General features: G+C 55.6%; 25 protein-coding genes, 1 tRNA gene and 1 riboswitch. Of the genes, 12 read left to right on the plus strand and 14 right to left on the minus strand.

The genetic code is table 11. The features are described from left to right. Window positions 1-13: 13 nt before the first annotated feature. The 5 genes from ACR0BD_RS00990 to ACR0BD_RS01010 all read right to left on the minus strand — a co-directional run bounded on the left by ACR0BD_RS00990 (window position 14) and on the right by ACR0BD_RS01010 (window position 3,326). Window positions 14-880 carry a polyprenyl synthetase family protein gene (locus ACR0BD_RS00990; RefSeq protein ID WP_480828392.1) on the minus strand — a complete coding sequence of 289 codons (867 nt, stop codon included), beginning with the start codon at window positions 878-880 and terminating at the stop codon, window positions 14-16. Beyond that, complete coding sequence (locus ACR0BD_RS00995; RefSeq protein ID WP_480828393.1) at window positions 881-1,123, minus strand: exodeoxyribonuclease VII small subunit; 243 nt, start codon at window positions 1,121-1,123, stop codon at window positions 881-883. After that, window positions 1,120-2,046, minus strand: coding sequence for a histone deacetylase family protein (locus ACR0BD_RS01000; protein ID WP_480828394.1), 927 nt, complete (start codon window positions 2,044-2,046; stop codon window positions 1,120-1,122). The genes ACR0BD_RS00995 and ACR0BD_RS01000 overlap by 4 nt, the downstream gene beginning before the upstream one ends. A 69-nt stretch (window positions 2,047-2,115) precedes the next feature. After that, entirely contained in the window at window positions 2,116-2,817 is a 702-nt protein-coding gene (locus ACR0BD_RS01005) for a response regulator (protein ID WP_480698482.1), read from the minus strand. Then, window positions 2,814-3,326 carry a MarR family winged helix-turn-helix transcriptional regulator gene (locus ACR0BD_RS01010; RefSeq protein WP_480698480.1) on the minus strand — a complete coding sequence of 171 codons (513 nt, stop codon included), beginning with the start codon at window positions 3,324-3,326 and terminating at the stop codon, window positions 2,814-2,816. Before ACR0BD_RS01010 ends, ACR0BD_RS01005 begins: the two co-directional genes overlap by 4 nt. 160 nt (window positions 3,327-3,486) lie before the next feature. Here ACR0BD_RS01010 and ACR0BD_RS01015 point away from each other — a divergent pair, with 160 nt between their 5' ends. The 4 genes from ACR0BD_RS01015 to ACR0BD_RS01030 all read left to right on the plus strand — a co-directional run bounded on the left by ACR0BD_RS01015 (window position 3,487) and on the right by ACR0BD_RS01030 (window position 7,608). Continuing rightward, the gene (locus ACR0BD_RS01015) at window positions 3,487-4,353 is read left to right on the plus strand and encodes a branched-chain amino acid aminotransferase (protein WP_480828395.1); all 867 of its coding nucleotides are present in this window, start codon (window positions 3,487-3,489) and stop codon (window positions 4,351-4,353) included. A 126-nt stretch (window positions 4,354-4,479) separates the two neighbouring features. Next, window positions 4,480-5,430, plus strand: a complete 951-nt coding sequence (locus tag ACR0BD_RS01020; RefSeq protein WP_480698476.1) for an AraC family transcriptional regulator — start codon at window positions 4,480-4,482, stop codon at window positions 5,428-5,430. Between the two features lie 109 nt (window positions 5,431-5,539). Then, window positions 5,540-5,905, plus strand: coding sequence for an SPW repeat domain-containing protein (locus ACR0BD_RS01025; RefSeq protein ID WP_480828396.1), 366 nt, complete (start codon window positions 5,540-5,542; stop codon window positions 5,903-5,905). Window positions 5,906-6,039: 134 nt separating this feature from the next. Next, on the plus strand, window positions 6,040-7,608 hold the full coding sequence (locus ACR0BD_RS01030; RefSeq protein ID WP_480828397.1) for an alkaline phosphatase D family protein: 1,569 nt from the start codon (window positions 6,040-6,042) through the stop codon (window positions 7,606-7,608). Between the two features lie 50 nt (window positions 7,609-7,658). Here ACR0BD_RS01030 and cobO read toward each other — a convergent pair whose 3' ends face one another. The 5 genes from cobO to ACR0BD_RS01055 form a co-directional block, all read right to left on the minus strand. Further along, complete coding sequence (gene cobO, locus ACR0BD_RS01035; RefSeq protein WP_480698506.1) at window positions 7,659-8,258, minus strand: cob(I)yrinic acid a,c-diamide adenosyltransferase; 600 nt, start codon at window positions 8,256-8,258, stop codon at window positions 7,659-7,661. A 57-nt stretch (window positions 8,259-8,315) separates the two neighbouring features. Continuing rightward, on the minus strand, window positions 8,316-9,251 hold the full coding sequence (locus ACR0BD_RS01040; protein ID WP_480698470.1) for a DMT family transporter: 936 nt from the start codon (window positions 9,249-9,251) through the stop codon (window positions 8,316-8,318). Between the two features lie 32 nt (window positions 9,252-9,283). Continuing rightward, window positions 9,284-9,958, minus strand: coding sequence for an HD domain-containing protein (locus tag ACR0BD_RS01045; protein ID WP_480828398.1), 675 nt, complete (start codon window positions 9,956-9,958; stop codon window positions 9,284-9,286). Beyond that, window positions 9,942-11,042, minus strand: coding sequence for a chorismate synthase (gene aroC / locus ACR0BD_RS01050; protein WP_480828399.1), 1,101 nt, complete (start codon window positions 11,040-11,042; stop codon window positions 9,942-9,944). The genes ACR0BD_RS01045 and aroC overlap by 17 nt, the downstream gene beginning before the upstream one ends. A 145-nt stretch (window positions 11,043-11,187) precedes the next feature. Continuing rightward, a complete protein-coding gene (locus ACR0BD_RS01055) occupies window positions 11,188-11,628 on the minus strand; it encodes a 6,7-dimethyl-8-ribityllumazine synthase (protein ID WP_480828400.1) in 441 nt (146 codons plus the stop codon). A gap of 73 nt (window positions 11,629-11,701) precedes the next feature. Further along, window positions 11,702-11,852: riboswitch (FMN riboswitch) on the minus strand. A 55-nt stretch (window positions 11,853-11,907) separates the two neighbouring features. Between ACR0BD_RS01055 and ACR0BD_RS01060 the strand changes: the two genes are divergently transcribed. Continuing rightward, window positions 11,908-12,522: an FMN-binding negative transcriptional regulator gene (locus ACR0BD_RS01060; protein ID WP_480828401.1), complete on the plus strand. Its 615-nt coding sequence runs from the start codon at window positions 11,908-11,910 to the stop codon at window positions 12,520-12,522. Between the two features lie 17 nt (window positions 12,523-12,539). On the opposite strand, the gene ACR0BD_RS01065 is transcribed toward ACR0BD_RS01060, so the two are convergent. Then, window positions 12,540-12,986, minus strand: coding sequence for a c-type cytochrome (locus ACR0BD_RS01065; protein WP_480828402.1), 447 nt, complete (start codon window positions 12,984-12,986; stop codon window positions 12,540-12,542). Window positions 12,987-13,477: 491 nt separating this feature from the next. On the opposite strand from ACR0BD_RS01065, the gene petA reads away from it, so the two are divergent. From petA to ACR0BD_RS01085, 4 genes are all read left to right on the plus strand, one after another. Continuing rightward, on the plus strand, window positions 13,478-14,062 hold the full coding sequence (gene petA, locus ACR0BD_RS01070; protein ID WP_480698460.1) for a ubiquinol-cytochrome c reductase iron-sulfur subunit: 585 nt from the start codon (window positions 13,478-13,480) through the stop codon (window positions 14,060-14,062). 11 nt (window positions 14,063-14,073) lie between these two features. Further along, window positions 14,074-15,405 (plus strand): cytochrome b, encoded by a 1,332-nt coding sequence (gene petB / locus ACR0BD_RS01075; protein WP_480698458.1) that lies wholly within the window; start codon window positions 14,074-14,076, stop codon window positions 15,403-15,405. Between the two features lie 17 nt (window positions 15,406-15,422). Beyond that, the gene (locus ACR0BD_RS01080) at window positions 15,423-16,208 is read left to right on the plus strand and encodes a cytochrome c1 (protein WP_480698456.1); all 786 of its coding nucleotides are present in this window, start codon (window positions 15,423-15,425) and stop codon (window positions 16,206-16,208) included. Between the two features lie 139 nt (window positions 16,209-16,347). Continuing rightward, a complete protein-coding gene (locus ACR0BD_RS01085; RefSeq protein WP_480828403.1) occupies window positions 16,348-16,761 on the plus strand; it encodes a nuclear transport factor 2 family protein in 414 nt (137 codons plus the stop codon). Window positions 16,762-16,772: 11 nt separating this feature from the next. Here ACR0BD_RS01085 and mtaB read toward each other — a convergent pair whose 3' ends face one another. Both mtaB and dapF read right to left on the minus strand, forming a co-directional pair. Next, window positions 16,773-18,029, minus strand: a complete 1,257-nt coding sequence (mtaB, locus tag ACR0BD_RS01090; protein WP_480828404.1) for a tRNA (N(6)-L-threonylcarbamoyladenosine(37)-C(2))-methylthiotransferase MtaB — start codon at window positions 18,027-18,029, stop codon at window positions 16,773-16,775. After that, entirely contained in the window at window positions 18,026-18,868 is an 843-nt protein-coding gene (gene dapF / locus ACR0BD_RS01095) for a diaminopimelate epimerase (RefSeq protein WP_480828405.1), read from the minus strand. The genes mtaB and dapF overlap by 4 nt, the downstream gene beginning before the upstream one ends. Before the next feature lie 210 nt (window positions 18,869-19,078). Between dapF and ACR0BD_RS01100 the strand changes: the two genes are divergently transcribed. After that, window positions 19,079-19,154, plus strand: a tRNA-Lys gene (locus tag ACR0BD_RS01100). Window positions 19,155-19,325: 171 nt separating this feature from the next. Here ACR0BD_RS01100 and ACR0BD_RS01105 read toward each other — a convergent pair. After that, window positions 19,326-19,868 (minus strand): hypothetical protein, encoded by a 543-nt coding sequence (locus tag ACR0BD_RS01105; protein ID WP_480828406.1) that lies wholly within the window; start codon window positions 19,866-19,868, stop codon window positions 19,326-19,328. Window positions 19,869-20,411: 543 nt separating this feature from the next. Between ACR0BD_RS01105 and ACR0BD_RS01110 the strand changes: the two genes are divergently transcribed. Further along, on the plus strand, window positions 20,412-21,230 hold the full coding sequence (locus tag ACR0BD_RS01110; RefSeq protein ID WP_480828407.1) for an alpha/beta hydrolase: 819 nt from the start codon (window positions 20,412-20,414) through the stop codon (window positions 21,228-21,230). A gap of 425 nt (window positions 21,231-21,655) precedes the next feature. Beyond that, window positions 21,656-22,924, plus strand: a complete 1,269-nt coding sequence (locus ACR0BD_RS01115; RefSeq protein ID WP_480828408.1) for a class I SAM-dependent methyltransferase — start codon at window positions 21,656-21,658, stop codon at window positions 22,922-22,924. Window position 22,925 lies beyond the last annotated feature (1 nt).

Here is a 22,925-nt window from a genome sequence, read left to right on the forward strand (position 1 = left end):
GGTCTTTCCTGACTTAGCTGTCCCGGGCAATAACGAAGCGCGCGGCGTCCTTCAAGGTTTCCGCATCAGGGCCGTAACCGTCGAGCGCATCGCAAGCCTGATCTACCAGTTCCGCCGCACGCCTTTTGGCATGATCCAGCCCAAGCAGTGAGACAAAGGTCGCTTTACCTGCTTCGGCGTCCTTTTGCAGACGCTTTCCCGCCTTTTCGGCATCGCCCTCAATATCCAAGATGTCGTCGGCGATCTGAAAGGCAAGACCCAAGGCTTGGGCATAACGGCGCAGGGGTGCCTGATCGGCTTTTGCCATGATCGCACCAGCGACAGCGGACCATTCAATCAGGGCACCGGTTTTTCCGGCTTGTAACCGTGTAATTTCATCCAACGTCAACGGCGCCGCTGCCGTTTCCGCCGCGATATCCAGCGCCTGACCCAGAACCATTCCTTGCGCACCACTGGCTTTTGCCAGTGTTAGGGTCAAATCCGCGCGTATTTCCGCATCGCCAACTTCGGGCCGGGCACACATTTCAAACGCCAGAGTCTGCAGGGCATCCCCGGCCAGAACAGCGGTACCCTCATTCCACTTCACATGCACTGTGGGACGACCCCGGCGCAGGTCATCATCATCCATGCAGGGCAAATCATCGTGAACAAGCGAATAGGCGTGCAGGGCCTCAATCCCCGTTGCTGGCCAAATCGCGCGGTTTGGGTCGATGCCATGCAAGCGGGCGCTTTCCATCACAAGAAACCCACGCAGGCGCTTTCCGCCCTGTGTCGCGTACCCCATGGCACGGGTCACGTTCAGATCGTCGAAAGTGCCCAGAACCTTATCGAAATGGCGCTGAATCCAATCTGCATCCTGCGCCAATACGTCCAGAAACATTTACAGCCCTTCGACAGGTGTCGTCCCGGTCGGTTGGCCATCCGCATCCAAAGTGATCGCTGCAACCTTTTCCTCGGCCCGTTTCAGTTCATCCTCGCAGCGCTTTTTCAGGGCCGCGCCCCGCTCATACAGCGCGATAGACTGATCCAAAGCAACGTCGCCGCGTTCGAGCTGTCCAACAACGGCTTCCAGCTCTTTCATCGCCTGTTCAAATGTCATCTGATCAACGGGTGTTTCGGTCATCGGGCTGCTTTCATAAGTTCTTCCACATGGGCGCGGGTGGCGTTGGCCAAGGCTTTCAGATCATACCCGCCTTCCAGAGTCGAGACGATACGGCCCGCGCAGACCTCATCCGCGATCTGACAAAGCTGGGCAGTGATCCATGCAAAATCGCCTGTCGACCAGTTCAGATTGGCCAGCGGGTCGTCCTGATGCGCATCAAACCCGGCCGAGATAATAATGAGTTCGGGTCTGAAGGCGCGAAGACGGGGAAAAGCCTGCGCTTCGTAGGCTGTGCGCATTTCGGCCCCGCCAGTTCCAGGGGCCAGGGGTATATTCAGAACGGTATCAAATGCTCCGGTCTCATCCGCGCGTCCCGATCCCGGCCATAGCGGCATCTGCTGGCTGGTGATCACCAAGGCGCGCGGCTCGTCCCATAGCAAATCCTGCGTGCCGTTGCCGTGGTGCACATCAAAATCCACCACTGCCACCCGGCTCAGGCCATGATGATCCAGTGCGTGTTTCGCAGCCAAAGCCGCATTGCCAAACAGGCAAAATCCCATCGCAGTATCTGTTTCTGCATGATGTCCTGGCGGGCGGATCGCACAAAACGCGTTTTGTACGTCACCGTTCAACACCAAATCCACCGCCTTTACGGCCGCACCGGCTGCGCGATAGGCAGCATCGATTGACCCCGGTGACAAAAACGTATCTCCGTCAATCTGACGATACCCTTCCGTTGGTCGCGCCCGACGAAGGTCGTCAATATGACTTTGGGGATGGATACGCAGCAGGTCATCATCCGCCGCCATCGGAGCCGTCTTACGGTTCAGGTCCAGATCTTCCAAGGCATGCAGGATATGTTCCAACCGTGCTACACGCTCGGGATGCCCGTCCGGTGTCACATGTTCAAGACAATCGGCATGAGTCAAAAGGGCGGTCTTCATCGGGGTCCCCTGTTCATCTGGCTAAAAATATCCTCGCCGAAGGCATAAAATCGCCGCACAGCGGCTAGATCAATCGGGCGCGAGCATATACCCGGCGCCCCGGACGGTCTGAAGATACCGTGGCTGTTTCGGATCCTGCTCAATCTTACGTCGCAGACGCGTGATCTGAACGTCGACTGCACGTTCTTGCGCCTGACCTTTGTCGCGCCCCAGATCCTCAACCAGTTTGGCGCGACTGATCGGCTCACCCGGCTGAGCCGAGAAGATTTTCATCAACTGGCTTTCCGTCGCTGTCAACCGAACAGGGTCTTCGCCCTGCCACATTTCGCCTTTTTCGACGTCATATCGAATGGGCCCGAGGTTCAGGATTTTCGACACCGTTTCCTGCGCAGGTGTTTCCGGCATGCGACGCAGGATTGCGTTGATGCGCAGTAACAACTCTTTCGGCTCAAACGGTTTAGCCAGATAGTCGTCTGCGCCTGCCTCTAATCCAGCGATCCGATGTTCGGTTTCGCCGCGGGCGGTCAGCAGAAGAATGGGTGTTGCATGTGTTTCGCGCAGCGCTTTGGTCAGGCTTACACCATCCTCGCCGGGCATCATGACGTCCAAAACGATCATGTCGAAATCCAACCCCGACAACACCCGGCGCGCATGAGCCGCATCCCTGGCGGCGGTCACCAGAAAGCCATTCCGCATCAGGAATTTCTTGAGCAGATCCCGAATTCGCTCGTCATCGTCAACGATCAGCAGATGGGCGTCCATATCGCTCATGAGGTGGTATCCCGCAGTTTAGTATAGGCATGACGCATATCAGCATCCATCATCGCTTCAAGCACTTTACGAAACCCCGATACAGCCTCGGGGCCCGCATCCTTATAGGCCGCACGCATTCTGACGCGCTGGGCTTCGGACAGTCTACCTTCAAGTGCCTTCCCCTCACCCGTCAAAAATAGGTGTCTTTCCCGTTTGTCCACAGTACCCACCCGACTTTCGACAAGGCCGTCCTCGATCAACGTGCGCAACACACGGTTCAGCGACTGTTTTGTGACCCCGAGAATTGCAAGCAGGTTGTTGACCGTTGTACCGGGCGCGCGGTTGATGAAATGGATCGCCCTGTGGTGCGCACGTCCATAGGCAAGTTCTGACAGGATGCGATCGGGGTCTGCGGTAAAACCGCGATAGGCGAAAAACATCGCCTCAATCCCTTGCCTGAGCTGTTCATCCGTCAGAAACAGCAGGCTCTCACCGCCAAACACCTGGGCGGGGCGGGTATCCGACATATCACGCCTCATTCGTTACACCTGATCGACTTTATGTCAGCGTTATTGACATTCCAAGAGCGGACAGGTATCGAATCGCAGTTTTCGCGCAACTTTATGTCCGGTTCGGACTTAAATAACGCAACATTCGAAAAATTTAGCCCAAGTCAGGAGGGTTCGCATGGCGGGGTATGATGATCGTGACGGCGTCATCTGGTTGGATGGCAAGCTGGTGCCCTGGCGGGATGCCAATGTGCATATCCTGACCCATGCGATGCATTACGCGTCTTCGGTCTTTGAGGGCGAGCGTGCTTACGGCGGCAAAATCTTCAAAAGCCGCGAGCATTCCGAGCGTCTGATCGCTTCGGCTGATGCGCTGGATATGCCAATGCCGTACTCATTGGACGAGATCGAAGCGGCCAAGGAAGAAACCCTGAAGGCCAGCGGTTTGCAGGATGCTTACGTGCGTGTTCTGGTCTGGCGCGGCTCGGGTGATGACATGGGCGTGGCTTCGGCCAAAAACCCGGTCCGTATGGCCGTGGCGGTCTGGCCGTGGGGCGCCTATTACGGCGACGCCAAGATGCAAGGCGCCAAGTTGGATATCGCGGAATGGAAGCGCCCCAGCCCGGAAACGATCCCGGTGCACGCCAAGGCGGCGGGTCTTTACATGATCTGTACCATTTCCAAGCACAAGGCCGAGGCCAAGGGATGCTCGGACGCCCTTTTCATGGATTACAATGGATATGTGGCCGAGGCGACCGGCGCGAACGTCTTCTTTGTCAAGGATGGCGAGGTGCATACCCCGCTGGCGGATTGCTTTCTAAACGGCATCACGCGCCAGACGGTGATCCAGATGTTGAAAGACAAGGGCATCACTGTTCATGAGCGCCGCATCAAACCCGAAGAAATGGCTGACTTTGAGCAATGCTGGCTGACGGGCACTGCGGCCGAGGTCACTCCGGTCGGTCAAATTGGCGACTACACCTTCGAGGTCGGCGACCTGACCCGCGAGATTGCGGCGGATTACGAGGCGCTGGTGCGCGCCTGATATACGGCTATGTCAGACATTCAACCCTCGCCCTGGGGCGAGGGTTTTTCTTTGCCGTTCGTGCAGGAATTATCGCAGATCGTTCAACTGGCTGGACGTACGCGCATAATGCCATAGTTTACTGCTATGTTAGACCTACTCAGTGATATCCTAACCCGCCTGTCCCTGCGCGGGACGTTTTACTTTCGCACATCGTTTACGCCGCCCTTTGGCATACAGGTGCCCGCTTTTGAAAACGTGGCCCGTTTCCACTTTGTGCAACGTGGTGAATTGAAAGTGCATGTTTCGCATACGGGCGAAACGCTTCGTTTGAAGCAGGGCGATCTTATCCTGATACCCCATGGCTCTGCGCATGCGCTGTTGTGCAACGAGGTCAAGCCACTCGATGCATTACCGTTGGAGCAGGTGTTGCAGGATGCTGGATATAAAGGTGATGGAGTTCTGGTTTATGGCGGAGAGGACAAAAGCCGAGATACCCAATTGATCTGCGGTCATTTTTCCTTCACGGGCCCGCCGGGCCGCAAAGGGACGGGTCATATGCTGATTGACCGATTGCCGCCTTACATTCTGATTGAAAACTACGGCGAAGAAGCCGGCGCATGGATCGAGTCCACGTTGCGCATGATCGGGTCCGAGGTCAGTGGCGCACGCATTGGCGGTGACTTGATTGCCTTGAAACTGTCCGAGGTTCTGTTTGCGCAGGCCATTCGCGCGCATCTTGAACATCAAAGCCCTAGTCAATCTGCGTTGGCAGGATTCGCCGATCCGCGCGTATCCCGCGCGCTGACCGCGTTTCATCAGGCACCGGCACAGGACTGGAGTGTGGAATCTCTGGCGCGCGAAGCGGGCATGTCCCGTACCGCCTTTGCCCAGCTTTTTACCGAAAAGATGGGAACGACCCCGATGCAATACCTGACGGATTGGCGTATGCAGATCGCCTGTCACGGCCTGACGGAAAGCCGATGGAATGTGGCGGACGCCGCTGCCGAAGTGGGATATGCATCCGAGGCCGCGTTTTCGCGCGTGTTCAAGAAACAGGTTGGGCTATCTCCGGCCGCGTATAGGGCAATGCACTGATACGCCGCAGTTCCGGACGATCTGCAAGTCTTTCCGGACGATCCGGGCTGATACGTTCGGGCTCTGTCTCCTAGCTTAAGGATATCCCAAGCTAGAAAAGGAACCCCCAATGTCTGTCCGTTTCGTCACCCGAAATATCCACGCCTATCTTGACTATCCTGTCGCCTTCGCCCTGATGACGCTGCCCTTCTTGCTGGGTCTTGGGCAATCGAACCCGCTGGCTTTGTGGTTGTCTGTTGTCACCGGGGTCGCAGCTTTTGTTCTGACCGTATTGACCGATCATCATCTGGGAATTTGGCGGGTGCTGCCCTACAAGTTTCACCTGACCGTCGATCTGCTGGTTGGCCTGACGTTCCTGGCCGCGCCCAGCCTATTGGGTTTCACTGGTCTGGATGCCGCATTTTACTGGCTGAACGGGGCGGCAGTGGTCGTTGTGATCGCTCTGAGTGCGCCGGAACAGGCCGCCACTGCTTGAGCATTAAGGGGCCGTCTGTCACAATAACATCGTGATAGTTTCAAGAATCTGAGCCGCCTGTTTTACAAATGGGCGGCTTAGTGACGCTCACCAATCGCGTGGTCGACGAGTCGACCACCAGACAGGAGAGCCCGATGAACCGAGTTTTACGCCCCAACCGCCGCGCCTTTCTGGCAGGCAGCACTGCATTTGCCGCGTCCTTGTCGATGCCAGCCATCAGCCGCGCGTCGTCACGCCCAGTTTTCACGCATGGCGTTCAATCAGGAGATGTCGATACATCATCCGGTATGATCTGGACCCGCACTGATCGTCCAGCGTGTGTGACGATGGAAATATCGACCACGGAGAGTTTCGCAGATGCCCGTCAGTTGGCTTCTTTGGATGCGCTGCCCAACAGTGATTTCGCTGTGAAGCGGTTGGTTGATGGGCTGCCGTCAGATCAGGATATCTTCTACCGTTTTGTCGCATCCGATCTGAGTGACATTAACGTCAAATCAGAGCCTATTATTGGCCAATTCCGAACAGCACCAACATCCCGCAGGAATATTCGGTTCGCATGGTCGGGCGATACAGCAGGTCAGGGTTGGGGAATCGACGACGACGGGATGCGCACTTACGCAACGATGGCCCAGCACAAACCGGACTTTTTTATCCATTCAGGTGATACGGTCTATGCCGATGGTCCCATGCAGGATGAAGTCGAGAAAGACGGCCAGCTGATCTGGAAAAACACCACCCTGATCGACGAAAAACGCAAGGTAGCAGAAACGCTGGACGAATTTCGCGCGCAGTGGAAATACAACATGATGGACGACCACGTGCGCGCCATGAATGCCGTGTGCCCCACCTTTTTCCAATGGGACGATCATGAGGTCGTCAACAACTGGTCAGATGCCAAAGACCTGATCTCGGATGACAGGTATACCGAAAAATCGGTGCACGTTCTGCAATCACGCGCTGGGCGTGCGTTCCACGAAATGACACCACTGCGCTTTACCCCGACAGAACCGGGGCGTGTTTATCGTAAGATTTCCTACGGGCCGATGCTGGATGTGTTTTTCCTGGATCTGCGCAGCTATCGCGGCCCGAACGGCACTTCGATGGAAGATGAAATCACAGATAAGTCACGCATTCTGGGGGCTGAGCAGTTGGCCTGGCTCAAGCGTGAACTGGCATCTTCGGAAGCAACCTGGAAAGTCATCGCGTCAGATATGCCAATTGGCTTGGTTGTCTGGGACCGTTGGAAGGACCAGACCGGCGCCGAGGCGATTTCGAATGGTGACAACGGACCTGCAAAGGGACGAGAGTTGGAGATCGCGGACCTTTTGCAGTTTATCAAGACCGCGCAGATCACAAACACGGTCTGGTTCACCGCTGATGTTCATTACACTGCCGCGCATTATTACGACCCTAACAAAGCGCAATTTCAGGAATTCGAACCTTTCTGGGAATTTGTGTCAGGGCCGTTGCATGCCGGGACATTTGGCCCGAATGCGCTGGATGGCACCTTTGGTCCCGAAGTGAAATTCGTCAAAGCCCCAACTGCTGAGCAAGGCGCAAACCTACCGCCAAGCGCAGGGCTTCAGTTCTTTGGTTTGGTCGATATCGACGGCGCGACCGAGCAGATGACGGTTCGTCTTATGGACCGGGCAGACACAGAGCTGTGGTCAATCACACTGGATCCCAAGTCGCGGGCGATCTGAAGCAAGGATCAGCGCCCCGGTGAGTTCTCCGGGGCGCAGTCTTTCTGGAGTTAGAAATCCACGCCGCGCTGCGCCTTGATACCGGCCTGAAACGGGTGTTTCTCTTCTGTCATCTCGGTGACAAGATCGGCGTAGTCACGCAGGGCTTGTGGTGCGTCACGTCCTGTCAGGAACACGCTTGTCTTGTCTGACCGTGCGTTCAGCCCGTCGATCACCTGATCAACCGTCAAATATTCATAGCGCAGCGCGATATTTATCTCGTCCAAGACGACAAGATCATATTCTCCGCTGTTCATCAAAGCGCGCGCCTTGTCAAAAGCTGCGTTTGCCGCGGCGATATCCCGTTCGCGGTCCTGTGTGTCCCAGGTAAACCCTTCGCCCATGGTGTGCCACGTCACCAGCTCCCGCTCTTCGAAGAAACGGCGCTCGCCCGTTTTCCACTTACCTTTGATGAACTGAACCACAGCGACCTTTTGCCCCCAGCCCAACGCACGGATCACCACACCGAACGCAGCCGAAGATTTACCTTTGCCTTTGCCGGTATTGACCAGAACCAAGCCACGATCAGGATCGACGGCCTCGGACACTTTCTTACGGTGCTTGGCCTGCACCTTTTGCATTTTTTCCTTGTGGTCTTGTGCGTCGCTCATTGCGGAACCTTTCATGATGTTGCGCCCAACCTAGGTGAAGTTCGCCAAAGGTAAAGATCACGCTTTGGGGTCTGTCGCAGAACGAGCTTTGCCACGTTCCAACCCTAACTGGCGTTCGCGAAGGATGACGACCACGTTGCCCGCAATCACCAGCGCGGCACCACCCAACATCACGGCGGTCGGTAGTTCGTCAAACCAGACATATCCAATGACGACCGCAAACAGCATCGTTGTGTAGTCATAAGGTGCCAGCATCGACGCCTGTCCGAACTTGTAAGACGTCGTCACCAGAATCTGCGCGACCCCGCCGATGAGGCCTGTAATAACTAATATTAGAGCCTGTTCTAACGTTGGCATGGTCCAACCCCAGAACACCGTCAGGGAAGACAACAGCGTTGCCGTGATGGAAAAGTAAAAGACCACAGCCGCAGGATGGTCGACCTGAACCAACTGTCTGATGTGGATTTGAACAAACCCCCTGGCAATGGTCGCCGCTAGCACGCACAAAGCGCCGACGGTGGCAGCGGTGTCCATGTTGTTTCCGCCAAGTCTGGGCCAGATCATGATGAGAACACCCAATAGCCCCAGCGCGACGGCTCCGATCCGGATCATGCGGATACGCTCACCCAACATGACAGCCGCCAGAATCAGGGTGAAAATCGGCGTTGCGTAGCCGATGGCCGTCACTTCGGGCAACGGTAGCAGGCTAAGGCCGGTGAACGTCAGGCCCATCGCACTTGTCCCTAAGACGCCACGCCAGAAGTGACCCATCGGCTTCTTAACGACGAGGCCTTTGGACAGCTCGCCTCGCCAGCTGAGCCAGGCGATGATCACGGGCACGGCAAAAAGTGACCGGAAGAAAACCATTTCTCCGGGTGGGAAATCCTCCGACAGCGCCTTTACGATGGCCTGCATCACCGTGAACAGGACCAACGCGCTGAGCTTCAGCGATACAGCCAATACTGGCTTTTGCGATGTTAACGGCTTGGTCATTGGCGCGAACCTGCGCTTTTTGCCGGGTCAGATCAATGCGAGGAATTCAGATTTAACCATTCTGCCGGCAAAGCTTCGTTTATTTCATCGGCAAACTCGTTCAGGAAACGAACCATGCGGGTCACGCGTTCCTGGGCCAGAGTTTTGCCACGTACGGTCAACATGTCCTGGGGTAGGTGCAACAGTTTGACCTTCCAATGATCCAGCGAGAAGTGCAGATCATCCAGCGTCCGATCTCGGGCGAATGGATCGGCCGGATCATAAAGCGACCGGCCCAAGGCACCGGAAACTGAGAAATTGCGCGCAATCCCAATAGCCCCCAACGCATCCAGCCGATCCGCGTCCCGCAAAATGCATGCCTCAGCAGTCTCTGGTGTGATGTTTGCCGAAAAACTGTGTGCAGCGATCGCATGCTGGATGACGGTAATCTCGGCCTTGGAATAGCCGAAACCCCGTAGAATAGGCTCTGATTCCTGAGCGGACTGGCGAGAGGCCAGATGCCGGTTCGGGTCGTTTTTGGGAAGATTGACCAGATCATGCAAGTAACTGGCCGCCAGCAGAACGCGTAGGTCGGTCGCAGCATCTGCAATAGCTTGTGCATTTACCCAGACACGATCCAGGTGCGCCAGATCATGCGCCGGGTCTGTCTCCATCCGTTGGAGGACAACACCGCGCAGGCGCGCCCGCAGGTCAGCCGATCCGTCCACGATTTTCGCCAATCTGACCGCGATGCAGCAGCAGGTGATCCAGAAGCACGCAAGCCATCATCGCTTCGCCCACGGGAACCGCGCGTATACCCACGCAAGGGTCGTGACGACCCTTGGTGATGATCTCTGTCTCTTCACCGGACTTGGTAATGGTTTTGCGCGTTGTCAGGATCGACGAGGTCGGTTTCACCGCAAAGCGCACCACGATATCCTGCCCAGTAGAGATTCCACCCAGAATGCCACCTGCATGGTTACTGCTGTACTGAGGGCCGTTCTGACCCATGAAGATCTCATCGGCATTCGCCTCGCCGGTCAGTTCAGCGGCGGCCATGCCTTCGCCTATCTCAACGCCTTTGACCGCGTTGATCGACATCATCGCTGCTGCCAAATCAGTGTCTAACTTGGCGTAAATTGGCGCGCCCAGCCCGGCTGGCACACCGCGCGCAACGACCTCGACCACGGCACCGACCGAGTTGCCGGATTTGCGCAGATCGTCCAGATAGGCGGCCCAGTCCTCGGCGGCTTGGGCGTCAGGGGTCCAGAACGGGTTTTGTTCGATCTGTGACCAGTCGAAATTGGCGCGATCTATCTTTTGTGGGCCGATCTGGGTCATGTAGCCGGTGATTTTTACGTTTGGCGCGATCTGTTTGATCGCCTCACGCGCCAGCCCACCAGCTGCCACACGCGATGCAGTTTCGCGGGCAGAACTGCGCCCGCCACCGCGATAGTCGCGAATACCGTATTTTTGCCAGTAGGTGATATCGGCGTGACCCGGACGGAACTTGTCCATGATGTCGCCATAGTCTTTCGAGCGTTGATCCGTGTTCTCAATCATCAACTGAACGGGCGTGCCGGTCGTTTGACCCTCGAACACGCCAGAGAGGATTTTCACCTGATCAGGCTCACGCCTTTGCGTTGTGAACTTGTTCTGGCCCGGTTTACGCTTATCCAGCCAGTGCTGGATCATGGCCTCGTCGATCGAGACGCCCGGCGGGCAGCCGTCAACAGTGGCGCCCAATGCGGGTCCGTGGCTTTCACCCCAGGTGGTGACGCGGAAAAGGTGTCCAAAGCTGTTCATCGACATGGGGCATGCTCCTTTGAGGGTCGTGATTAGCGGGCAAGGCCCGCGGCCTCAAGCGGATTTCGGCAAGGCGGGGAGGGGGCCAGCCCCCTCTTGAGCCTGCGGCTCAATTCACCCCCGGGATATTTTTGGCCAGATGAAGGGCGGATCAGGTCCCGATCTTCAGGGATTGGCGAGTTTCGGCGACTTTCAACGCGGCTTGCGCGGCCTCGCGGCCTTTTTCGACGAAGTGGGCGCGGTAGATCGCGTTGTGATGGTCGGTTTCCTGATACTGGTGCGGGGTCAGCGAGACCGACAGGACTGGCACGCCTGTGTCCATCCCGGCGCGCATCAGGCCGTCGACCACCGCCTGGGCTACGAAATCGTGACGGTAAATGCCACCATCGACCACAAAGGCGGCGCACACGACGGCCGCATAGCGCCCGGTTTGCGCCAGGTCACGGGCCAGCAGGGGCATTTCGAAGGCGCCGGGGACATCGTAGACGTCGATCTGGTCAGCTGGGATGAGCTGTTGGAACCCGTCCAGCGCGCGGTCAACGATATCGGAATGCCAGTTGGCTTTGACGAAAGCATAGCGGGTGTGTGTCATCATGATCTCCTTAGCAAAACAGACACTTCACCCAAGGCGATCACGGGCAGGCGCGCCGTATTACCGGCACGCTGCACGTTCTCTTTCATCCGGACTGTAACCGTCGGCTCTGGCTTCTCACCAGATCTGCTTGTCACCCCGGTTGGGCCGGGGCCGCTCGCGGGCTTACGGATCGCTGTCCGCATACCGCCGGTGGGGAATTCCGCCCCGCCCTGAGAACGACGCGGAACTTGCCAAGGACCGGCTCGTTCTGCAAGAGAAATTGGCAGGAGGACTATCATGCACCCCAACCCCGCCTTCCGTGCCGAGTCGCGGGATCGACATATCGCCTTTGCCCGCGAGCGGGCCTTTGGTGTGCTGGTCTTGTCGACCGACGACGCGCCCCTTCTTAGCCATGTTCCGTTCTTGCTGCACGAGGACGGAGGCTTGGCGGAATTGCACCTTGTGCGGTCAAACCCGATCGTTCGGCGACTGGAAAGCGCACAGCCTGCACGGATCGCTGTATCTGGGGCGGACGGTTATATTTCGCCCGACTGGTATCAGACCGAAGATCAGGTACCGACTTGGAATTACGTGGCCGTGCATCTGACCGGGCGGCTGGAGCTGCGCCCACAGGACGAATTGCGCGACATGTTGGATCGGCAATCTGCCTTTTTTGAGGGGCGTTTACATCCAAAGCCGCCTTGGATGATCGAAAAGATGAGCGATGAGGTGCTGGCGCGGTTTCTTCGGATGATCGTGCCCTGTCATCTGCATATCAGTGATATCGAAGGCACGTGGAAGCTGAATCAAAACAAACCTGATGCCGCGCGGTTTGCTGCCGCGGATCAGGTTGAACAAGTGGGGTTGGGCAGTGAAACCGCCAATCTGGCCACGCTTATGCGAAAAGCGTGACCATAAGGCTTGCGATTTTATTGATCACTGAATGTGACAAGGTAGGCTGCGATGTCTTCGGCACCTTTCTTGAGCTTGATGCTCATGTTCGGACGGGCCGTTTCATCCTGTAAGAACTCTTGGATGAACCCGATCGGATCCTGCGAATAGGCAACGATGTTTTCTTGGGTCCAGACCAACCCCTCTTCACCGGCGCGGATCATGTCGTCGGTAAACATGCCAATGGGCAAACGCTCACTGCCATAGCGATAGTCGTTTTCCACACCGGCGACGCGGCCAACGACCCCGTACAGATTCGGCCCGGTAATGCCGCCTTTGACGAGAACCTCACCGTCCTTGATGATCGCATGACAGGATGAACAGCGGTTATAAAGTTGCTCGCCTTTGACCGGGTCCCCGGCGGCCAGAGCGTTCGTTGAGGTTGCGAGCAGGAAGACTGTGGCGGCGGCTATGATCTTTGACATGGCTATTCTCGTGCATAGGGGGAATGAATAGGCGCTGGGTAAGAACACGTGTCGGGGAAGTGCAATCAAAATCTGATCGAACGGGGCCATCAGCGAATATCTATTTCAGACATGTAATTTAGGTGGCTCGAAAACGTGTGAAGATTGAAATTCCTGCGGCAAACTCGCGGCCGAATTCAGGTGACTTTCCGGCCTTTTCGTGGCCCGACGCGCGGCTGTTCTCTTGCCCGCGCACAGGACCTCGAGTGTTGCGAATCAGTTGCTTACCGATTCGCGCAAATGCAGTCATTGAGCCGCAGGTTCGCGGCTGAAACGGCCTTTTTTCAGCTTTCGTTGTGTCATGAATGCCCAGATGCGGCGTAGTGCGCGCCTATGACCGCTGGACGAACCGATTTCTCCCGGCTAGATAGCCGCGATGAGACGCCGCTTTGATGCGGTGCTGATGCATGTTTGCCCGGTATCCTCCGGGCGCCGGAATCGGAGAAAACCTCGTGTCCCACGCAGAAGACCACGAAGGCACCCGCAGAGATTTCCTCTACTACGTCGCAGGCGGCGCAGGTGTCGTTGCGACGGGTGCAGCCGTATGGCCCCTGATCAACCAAATGAACCCATCGGCAGACGTTCAGGCGCTGTCCTCGATCCGTGTGGACGTAAGCGGCGTTGAGCCGGGTACGCAGCTGACCGTGAAATGGTTGGGCAAGCCCGTGTTTGTTCGTCACCGTACCGGTGCCGAAATTCAGGACGCCAAGCAACAGGATGAAGAAGCCGTTGGCGATCTGCCCGATCCGCTGGCCCGCAACTTCAACCTGAGCGCAGATGCGCCGGCAACCGACGAAAACCGCGTGATGCCATCGCCAGAGGGCGAAGCGGCAGGCGCATGGATCGTTCAGATGGGCGTCTGTACGCACCTGGGCTGCGTTCCACTGGGCGATGCCGGTGATTTTGGTGGCTGGTTCTGCCCCTGCCACGGCTCGCACTATGACCTTGCAGGTCGTATCCGTAAGGGCCCCGCGCCTGAAAACCTGCCCGTTCCGCCCGCTGAATGGGTGGACAACAGCACCATCAAACTCGGCTAAGGGAGACCCAGATGTCCGGAATTCCCCACGATCATTACGAGCCGAAGACAAACGGCGAGAAGTGGCTGAACAGCCGCCTGCCCATCGTCGGCCTGATTTACGACACCATCATGATCCCCACCCCCAAGAACCTGAACTGGTGGTGGATCTGGGGCATCGTTCTGGCGTTCTGCCTGGCGCTGCAAATTGTCACCGGTATCGTTCTGGTGATGCACTACACCCCGCATGTTGATCTGGCCTTTGCCAGCATCGAACACATCATGCGCAACGTGAATGGCGGCTATATGCTGCGCTATCTGCACATGAACGGCGCGTCGCTGTTCTTTGTTGCGGTCTACATCCACATCTTCCGCGGCCTGTTCTACGGCTCGTACAAAGCCCCGCGTGAGATCACGTGGATCATCGGGATGCTTATCTATCTGATGATGATGGGCACCGCCTTCATGGGCTATGTTCTGCCCTGGGGTCAGATGTCCTTCTGGGGTGCGACCGTGATCACCGGCCTGTTTGGTGCGATCCCGTTCGTGGGTGACGCCATCCAGACCTGGCTGCTGGGCGGACCTGCGGTGGATAACGCCACGCTGAACCGTTTCTTCTCGCTGCACTACCTGCTGCCGTTCGTGATTGCGGCGCTGGTGATCGTGCATATCTGGGCCTTCCACACCACCGGCAACAACAACCCCACGGGTGTTGAGGTTCGCCGCACATCGAAAGCCGATGCTGAGAAAGACACACTGCCCTTCTGGCCGTACTTCGTGATCAAGGACCTGTTCGCGCTGGCCGTTATTCTGGTCGTGTTCTGGGCGGTTGTAGGCTTCATGCCGAACTATCTGGGCCACCCCGATAACTATATCGAAGCCAACCCGCTGGTCACACCTGCACATATCGTGCCTGAATGGTACTTCCTGCCATTCTACGCGATCCTGCGTGCCTTCACCGGTGAGGTTTGGGTTGTGCAATTCGCCAGCTTCATCACCGGCGGTATCATCGACGCCAAGTTCTTTGGTGTTCTGGCGATGTTCGGCGCGATTCTGGCCATGGCGCTGGCACCTTGGTTGGACACATCCAGCGTACGTTCGGGTAAATACCGCCCGATGTTCAAATGGTGGTTCTACCTGCTGATCGTCGACTTCTTTGCCCTGATGTGGCTGGGTGCGATGCCGGCTGAAGAGCCCTATGCGACCTTCTCGCTGATCGCTTCGGCCTACTGGTTCGCCTATTTCTTCGTGATCCTGCCGATCCTGGGTGTCATCGAAAAACCCGATGCTCAGCCGGAAACCATCGAAGAAGACTTCAACGCGCATTATGGCAAGGCTGACGCCGAAGCCACGCCGGCCGAGTAAGAAGAGGGACCGGAAACATGTTCAAGAAACTTGCAATCGGTGCCGCGTTTGCCATCGCTCTTACCCCTGCTGCGTCCTTCGCGGCAGGCGGCGGCGACCAGCATATCGAGGACTTTAGCTTTTCCTTCGAAGGGCCTTTTGGCACTTGGGACAAAAACCAGCTGCAGCGCGGTCTTCAGATCTACACTGAGGTATGCGCGGCCTGCCACGGCCTGCAATATGTCCCTCTGCGTGATCTCGAAGCGTTGGGTTACTCGGAAGAAGAGGTTATCGCCTACTCGGCAGAGAACTTCGAAGTGTTCGATCCTGAGCTGGACGATTTCCGCCCGGCCATCCCGACTGACCACTTCCCGGCCAATAACGGTGTTGGCGCACCGGACCTGAGCCTGATGGCGAAGGCCCGCGCTGGTTTCCACGGACCGTACGGTCTGGGGATCAACCAACTGTTCAAAGGCATGGGTGGCGCTGAATACATCGCCTCGCTGATGGATGGTTATACCGGCGAGGAAAAGGAAGAAGCGGGAACCATCCTGTATGAGAACAAAGCCTTCCCCGGAGGCTGGATCTCGATGGGGCCACCGCTGTCCGAGGATCAGGTGGAATTCGCGGACGGCCATCCGGCCACTGTCGAAGCCATGTCAGAAGACATCGCAGCCTTCCTGATGTGGACGGCCGAGCCGAAAATGATGGAGCGGAAGTATTCCGGTTTTGTCGGCGTGCTGTTCCTGTCCGTTCTGTCGGTGCTGTTGTATCTGGTCAACAAGCGCCTGTGGGCTGGTGTAAAAGGCAAAAAAACCGTCTGATCGGTACTAAATGAAATTTGTAAAGCCCGGTGCATCGCGCCGGGCTTTTTTGATTGCGTGCCGCCCGGTGCTATAATTCCTCAGCCGCCTTTTTTGGGGGTCGACGATATTCAGCGAATTTCATTTGGGAAAACGGATTATGGACACGCAGGGCAATGTCAAAAGGATGCAGCAAGCTTTCGCAGAGTGGAATGAATGCAAGGCCTTGGACATTAAAATGTGGGAAAAGTACACGACCGACGATCTGTGTATGCGATCGCTGGGTCGTGGGCAGTACGGGCTGGATTTCAGCTGCGCGCGCGACGGGCGCACAGAAATGCAGGCCTATCTTGAGGATCTGACCAGCGCTTTCACGATGCAACATTGGACCCTGAAAGACACAATCGCCCAAGATGATCGTGTCGTCGGCATTGGTGAATGCGCGTGGACACACAAAAGCAGCGGAAAGACGGTAGAAACTCCGATCGTCATTATCTGCCGGTTCCGGGGCGGATTGGTCTGCGAGTATGAGGAGTTCTACGACACTGCGGCGGTGTCAGCGGCTATGGCCTGAACCTGCGCTGATCACGCGGTCAGTTGCGAATCTGTGCGGCCTGAAACCTTGGCCTTTACGATCTGACCTTCGATCTGCGGAGCGCCAAAGGTCACTTCGGTGAATTGCTCTGTCCGTCCCATATGGGCGTTTTCCATCAGGATTTGATGGGTTTCACCGACTTGTGCGCTCAGATGCTTGTCAACTTGCGCTGCCCCTGCCGCACGCAGACGTGCCGCCCGTTCTTTGATGACGGTTCCGTTGACCTGCTGTGGGATGCGGGCGGCGGGCGTGCCTGCGCGCTTGGAGTAAGGGAAGACATGCAGCCATGTCAGGTCGCAGTCTTTCACCAGCTTCATTGAGTTTTCAAAATGCGCCTCGGACTCGGTTGGAAAACCGGCGATGATGTCGGCGCCAAAGGTCATCTGAGGGCGCAGTTTTCGGGCCTCTTCGGTAAACCGAATGGCGTCGTCGCGCAGGTGGCGGCGTTTCATGCGTTTCAGGATCAGATCGTCGCCATGTTGCAGTGACAGGTGCAGGTGCGGCATCAGACGCGGCTCGGTCGCGATTGCTTGCATCAGGTTGTCATCGACCTCGATCGAATCGATCGAGCTGATCCGTAGGCGCGGCAGATCCGGCACCAGTTTCAGGATTCGCATCACCAGATCGCCCAGTTTCGGCTGCGCTGGCAGATCCGCACCCCAGGAGGTCAGATCTACGCCTGTCAGAACGACCTCGTTATACCCCCGGTCAACAAGCCGTTTGATCTGATCGACAACCACACCGGCAGGCACGCTGCGCGAGTTTCCACGGCCGTAAGGGATAATGCAAAAGGTACAGCGATGGTCACACCCGTTTTGCACCTGAACATACGCCCGCGACCGGGTCCCAAATCCGTCGATCAGATGACCCGCCGTTTCAGTAACGGACATGATGTCGTCGACCTGCACGGTTTCGGTTTCGCCAATGAAGTCTGCCGCCATGCCCTTCCATGTGTCGGGCTGCATCTTTTCGGTATTGCCAATAACGGCATCCACCTCTTCCATTTGCGCGAAAGTGTCGGGCTCGGTCTGGGCGGCGCATCCGGTCACAATCAGGCGCGCATCCGGGTTTTCACGGCGCAGTTTACGGATTTCTTGCCGCGCCTTTCGCACAGCCTCCGCCGTCACTGCGCAAGTGTTCACCACCACGGCGTTTGTCAGGCCGGCGTTCCGCGACAACTCTTTCATCGCTTCGGTTTCATAAGCGTTCAGGCGGCAGCCAAGCGTGGTGAATTTTGGCGCGCTCATCCCAGTGTCCTCAGGAATTCCGGCGTGAGTACACCTGAGAATACATGACATGTCGGACCGGTCATCCAGACACCGTCTTCGCGCCAATCAACCCAGATCGTTCCACCATCCAGTTCAATCTGTACCTTGCGCCCTGTCAAACCGCGCCGAGCGGCAGCAACGGCTGTCGCGCAAGAGGACGACCCGGACGCCAGAGTGATGCCAACGCCGCGTTCCCAGACCCGCATCCGGATGTGATCAGGCCCAATGACATGGGCCACCTGTACATTGGTTCGTTCCGGGTACAGCGGGTGGTGCTCATAACGCGCACCAAATTCTGCCAGCGGAATGACCTCGGCATCTTCAACGAAAAACGTACAGTGCGGATTCCCCATGCCAGTTGCGGTGGGAGCGCCTTCGATTGGTAGTTCAAGCGTATCCAGGTCTTCGGCCAGCGGAATTTCATTCCATAACAACTGGGGCTGGCCCATGTTTACCGACGTCAAGCCGTCGCCCAAGTCACGCGCGTAAAGCGTACCACGCTCTGTCGTCAGGGTCAGATCTGATTTACCGCTCTCTTCCATAAGAAAACGGGCGATACAACGTGTTGCGTTCCCGCACGCCGCCGAGGTCGACCCGTCGGCATTGTAAAACACCAGATGCGCATCTGACGTGCCATTTTCGATTACGGCCAACTGGTCGAAACCAACGCCAAACTGTCTGTGGCCAATTCCCTTTGCGAGTGCAGGTGTCACGTCAACAGATTGCGCGCGCGCATCCACAATGACAAAGTCATTGCCCAGCCCGTGCATCTTCATGAAGGGCAAACCGGTATTCAGTCTTCGTTGCATTGCGGGCATATAACCCTGTGGTTTGAATGAATCCACCCTATCGCGAAGATTCATGAAAAAAGGGGTTGACCCCCCTGCGCCACCTGCCTAATTAGGCCGCCTATCGGGACGCTGGAAGTCAAATAAATTCAAGCGGAACGAAGCGCAAATAAGGTCTTGAACCCGACAACGGAAATGCCTTAGAGAGCGCCACGGATCGCACAGATCCAACAAAAGAGTGGGCCGTTAGCTCAGTTGGTAGAGCAACTGACTTTTAATCAGTGGGTCGCAGGTTCGAATCCTGCACGGCTCACCACTTTTTAGATATCGAACCGATACTTTACGTCGATATAGCGATCTGAAGACTTTTCTTTGAAGTTTGGAAGTTGATTTCTGGGAGGGAGTATGTTGGACCGCGTTGCGAAAAAATGAGCAAGTCATCTGAGATGCTGGTTGAAGCTTTTGTCTGAGACGCCCCCTCGAGAACCTACTGCGCGTTTCTTGCCAAAAGCTCTTCACAGAAATAGCCAATCTTAGAGTAATCAGCGTCAAGACTACGAATTTCATAGAATGAGTTTAATAAACCAGCAGAGAAACAGGAAAGATAGTCGACGTTCTCCACTAGCCTCGAAGGAGATTCGCTTGCTTCCATTTTAAGTTTCAACCTTTGGACAGAGAAAACATATACATCTGAACTAAATGAGTCGCCGAAGGTTTTGCTGGAAAGCTCGTAGAAATGAGTATCCACGATCGAAAAAACTTTAACTAGCGGTGAATATAACAGGGCTGGGACAAACCGAATATCATTCAGGTCCTCAACAAAAATCACTATTACATTGGCATCAGATGGGTTGACCCATTTTGAACTGTCATCAAACTTACCACCGCGTTCATCGTGTTCGCGCAAGTAAAGCAAGAAGTTTTCCGGTGCGGCAAAAGTGCTGACGGTCAAACGACTATCAGCGTAAGTCTTGTTGGATAATCCACATGCGAGCAGAGTGGCACAGAGATACATTAATACTTTGCGCAAAGTTGGAACTCTTTCATAAACGCGAAATTTCTTAGTTTTAGCAACATCTCTTCTGCAGGTTATCTGTGCTACTTAGCCACCTAAACTTAAAATGCGGTAACCAGGGTCAAGTAGTTAAAATGTTTAGTGGCTGGTTATAGTGTCCTAACCAATGTAAGTGCGTCGTCAGAGGCTTTGGAGCAGATGGCGGCCTAAGCAGTGAGATGAACTGCAACATCTTCTTGTTGTAATTATGCCGTGGAACATCGGCGAAGCAAGTCTCGGGTTTCGATGGTCTTCTGTTTTGTCTTGTCTTTTTGTTTCATAGTTTTATGACCGCGACCGAAGAAGAAATTGACCGGGACGAAGTTTTGCAGGCTCTCGCGATCGCGCCGTTGGTTGTAGTAAGCAAACTAAAGTTGCGATCTGAAGCCTGAGATCATTGGTCCGTTAGTAGCATTCCAACGCTTGGCGTTCTGCCCTGATCGTGTACCGCATTCGAGCGCAACCAGGCTATTCTGATGAACTGACATATCATCAATAACGATTGCGTCAGCATCGCGTATGAGTCGTCTGATTTCTCCTGCACGTCTCGATCCTCAAAACGTGACCGCTGCCGAAGCGATCGGGGTGATAGAGTGTCTTGAACCTCAGGAGATACCTATGAAAAGACCACTTCTTGCGCTTGCCGTTTTCTTTCTCACTGCCACTGGTGTATTTGCCGAAACTGTTCGATTTAAGGCAGCTGATGGTGTTGTCGTGACCGCCGATTTTCAGAAGCCAACTCAAGCTTATGAAACAGCTCTGATTCTATACCACATGGCAGGTGCCAGCCGTGGAGAATATTCTGATATCGCAAAACGGCTTAACGAACTCGGGTATGCGACGCTTGCTGTCGATCAGCGCTCGGGCGGTAGGTTCAACGGGGTCAGGAACGAAACCGCTGCCAAAGCGGGCGGAAATGTCGCGTACACCGAGGCGATCCCCGATATGCAAGCGGCGGCGTCTTGGACGAGAAAGAACGCAAACGCGAAAAATGTCGGCGTTATCGGGTCTTCATACTCTGCAGGTTTGGTCCTTGTCCTTGCCTCTCAGGATAAGAGCTTTGCTGATGCCGTCATGGCCTTTTCTCCGGGTGAATATTTTGGTCGAAATTATGTATCGAACGAGCTTGGAAAACTGAAAGCGCCGGTCTTCCTAACCTCGGCAAGAAATGAAACCGGTCAGTGGAAGCCGTTTGAGGCAAAAATCGCGGGTCCCGTCACCGGGTTTCAACCAAAAGGCAGAGGGCGTCACGGTGCCTCAGCGCTTGTGAGCAATGACGGTACAGAGTACTGGTTGGCGCTGACCGAATTCCTAGAAACACATTTGCCTCCAAACTGAGACAGTGTCCGGCTTGGCGAGTACTTGTTTCTCGATTCACCTGTTGCTGAGGGAATGCGGTTGATGCTGGGAAACCTTTATCCAGATAGTCGGTTGATTCCAAATTTAGCTTAAGAAATTGCGTCGAAGGGCAGTGTATGAGTAGTTGGTCAACGCTCGTATGCTTTGTGCTAAAGCCTTCTGATAGTTGGATTTCATTCTACCGCAGTACCTCTGCATGAACTCCAGACGGGGGTGGCGCAGAGGACCTGTTGCACGCACCGCGGAGTGCCTGCGAATTCATCAGTTACCTTCTAAATGCTACTATACACGGCACAATCAGGGGCGGAGTGCAGAACGCTTTGCCTGACGTGTTAAGAAATGGCTTTGGGCAACGGGGGTTCCATGCTAACGAATTGGTGTTTGTTAGTTTTAAGAGTGTAGTTATGCCTGAACAGGTTATTTCGGGGGGGGCCGAACTCGTTTGTCGAGGGTGCGGCGAAGATTTAACGGAAACATTTGTGGATCTGGGTACGACGCCGCTGGCGAATTCCTATGTTGATCCATCTAAGGTGCTTGAGCCTGAACCTTTCTTTTCGTTGCATGCGTATGTCTGCCCCAACTGTTGGTTGGTTCAGTTGCCCGCCGTCGAGCAGCGCGAAGCTATTTTCAACGAAGACTACGCGTATTTCTCGTCGTTCTCGTCGACTATCCTGAACCACGCCAAGGGTTACGTCGCTGAAATGACAGAACGTTTTGGGATTGGTCCTGAACAGCGGGTTGTCGAGATCGCAAGTAACGATGGCTACCTTTTGCAATATTTTCATGCCAATGGTGTGCCGACACTTGGGATTGAGCCGTCAGCCGGAGTTGCCAATGTCGCACGAGAAAATGGCATTCCCACCGAGATTCGTTTTTTCGGCGCAGAGACTGGCAATTGGCTGAAGAACGAGGGGTTGCAAGCCGACCTGATGCATGGGGCGAACGTTCTGGCCCATGTTCCCGATATAGACGACTTCGTCAGCGGTTTTCATCCTGCGTTGGCAGAAGGCGGTGTGGTGACCATGGAATTTCCGCATCTGCTGAACCTGATAGAGAAAAACTATTACGATACAATCTATCATGAACACTATTCTTACCTGTCGCTGATCGCCGTTCGGACGATTTTCGAACGGCATGGATTGAAGGTTTTTGATGTTCAAGAGATTGCTCCTCAGGGGGGGTCGCTCCGGGTTTTCGCTTGTCGGGCGGAAGACGTTGGGTCGCATCATGAGATTCATCCATCCGTTTCGAATCTGGAAGCACGTGAAGTGTCCGAAGGCCTGACTTCTCTGCAGCGTTACCGGGATTACGCCAAGCAGGTGCACAAGACAAAGCGCGACTTGTTGAAATTCCTCATGGATGCGCAGGAAACTGGCAAAACGGTCGTCGGCTATGGCGCGCCTGCCAAAGGGAATACGTTGCTGAATTTTTGCGGGGTCAAGACAGATCTGCTTGAATACACAGTGGATGTCAGTACCGCAAAGATGGGTAAGCTTTTGCCTGGCACGCGCATTCCGATCCACGCGCCTGAAATGATCTTTGAAACCAAGCCAGATTATGTGCTTATTCTGCCTTGGAACATCACAGAAGAGATCACTGAGCAAATGAAGGGGATCGCCGAATGGGGTGGCCGTTTCGTTGTGCCGCTGCCGCATGTCGAGGTCCTTGATTAAA

This window comes from Ruegeria sp. G5 (genome assembly GCF_056533365.1).

What these genes read in the sequence shown, in the direction of transcription:
- ACR0BD_RS00990 (WP_480828392.1), bottom strand. Translation starts at nt 880, where the DNA reads ATGTTTCTGGACGTATTGGCGCAGGATGCAGATTGGATTCAGCGCCAT.
- ACR0BD_RS00995 (WP_480828393.1), bottom strand. Translation starts at nt 1,123, where the DNA reads ATGACCGAAACACCCGTTGATCAGATGACATTTGAACAGGCGATGAAA.
- ACR0BD_RS01000 (WP_480828394.1), bottom strand. Translation starts at nt 2,046, where the DNA reads ATGAAGACCGCCCTTTTGACTCATGCCGATTGTCTTGAACATGTGACA.
- ACR0BD_RS01005 (WP_480698482.1), bottom strand. Translation starts at nt 2,817, where the DNA reads ATGAGCGATATGGACGCCCATCTGCTGATCGTTGACGATGACGAGCGA.
- ACR0BD_RS01010 (WP_480698480.1), bottom strand. Translation starts at nt 3,326, where the DNA reads ATGTCGGATACCCGCCCCGCCCAGGTGTTTGGCGGTGAGAGCCTGCTG.
- ACR0BD_RS01015 (WP_480828395.1), top strand. Translation starts at nt 3,487, where the DNA reads ATGGCGGGGTATGATGATCGTGACGGCGTCATCTGGTTGGATGGCAAG.
- ACR0BD_RS01020 (WP_480698476.1), top strand. Translation starts at nt 4,480, where the DNA reads ATGTTAGACCTACTCAGTGATATCCTAACCCGCCTGTCCCTGCGCGGG.
- ACR0BD_RS01025 (WP_480828396.1), top strand. Translation starts at nt 5,540, where the DNA reads ATGTCTGTCCGTTTCGTCACCCGAAATATCCACGCCTATCTTGACTAT.
- ACR0BD_RS01030 (WP_480828397.1), top strand. Translation starts at nt 6,040, where the DNA reads ATGAACCGAGTTTTACGCCCCAACCGCCGCGCCTTTCTGGCAGGCAGC.
- cobO (WP_480698506.1), bottom strand. Translation starts at nt 8,258, where the DNA reads ATGAGCGACGCACAAGACCACAAGGAAAAAATGCAAAAGGTGCAGGCC.
- ACR0BD_RS01040 (WP_480698470.1), bottom strand. Translation starts at nt 9,251, where the DNA reads ATGACCAAGCCGTTAACATCGCAAAAGCCAGTATTGGCTGTATCGCTG.
- aroC (WP_480828399.1), bottom strand. Translation starts at nt 11,042, where the DNA reads ATGTCGATGAACAGCTTTGGACACCTTTTCCGCGTCACCACCTGGGGT.
- ACR0BD_RS01055 (WP_480828400.1), bottom strand. Translation starts at nt 11,628, where the DNA reads ATGACACACACCCGCTATGCTTTCGTCAAAGCCAACTGGCATTCCGAT.
- ACR0BD_RS01060 (WP_480828401.1), top strand. Translation starts at nt 11,908, where the DNA reads ATGCACCCCAACCCCGCCTTCCGTGCCGAGTCGCGGGATCGACATATC.
- ACR0BD_RS01065 (WP_480828402.1), bottom strand. Translation starts at nt 12,986, where the DNA reads ATGTCAAAGATCATAGCCGCCGCCACAGTCTTCCTGCTCGCAACCTCA.
- petB (WP_480698458.1), top strand. Translation starts at nt 14,074, where the DNA reads ATGTCCGGAATTCCCCACGATCATTACGAGCCGAAGACAAACGGCGAG.
- ACR0BD_RS01080 (WP_480698456.1), top strand. Translation starts at nt 15,423, where the DNA reads ATGTTCAAGAAACTTGCAATCGGTGCCGCGTTTGCCATCGCTCTTACC.
- ACR0BD_RS01085 (WP_480828403.1), top strand. Translation starts at nt 16,348, where the DNA reads ATGGACACGCAGGGCAATGTCAAAAGGATGCAGCAAGCTTTCGCAGAG.
- mtaB (WP_480828404.1), bottom strand. Translation starts at nt 18,029, where the DNA reads ATGAGCGCGCCAAAATTCACCACGCTTGGCTGCCGCCTGAACGCTTAT.
- dapF (WP_480828405.1), bottom strand. Translation starts at nt 18,868, where the DNA reads ATGCCCGCAATGCAACGAAGACTGAATACCGGTTTGCCCTTCATGAAG.
- ACR0BD_RS01110 (WP_480828407.1), top strand. Translation starts at nt 20,412, where the DNA reads ATGAGTCGTCTGATTTCTCCTGCACGTCTCGATCCTCAAAACGTGACC.
- ACR0BD_RS01115 (WP_480828408.1), top strand. Translation starts at nt 21,656, where the DNA reads ATGCCTGAACAGGTTATTTCGGGGGGGGCCGAACTCGTTTGTCGAGGG.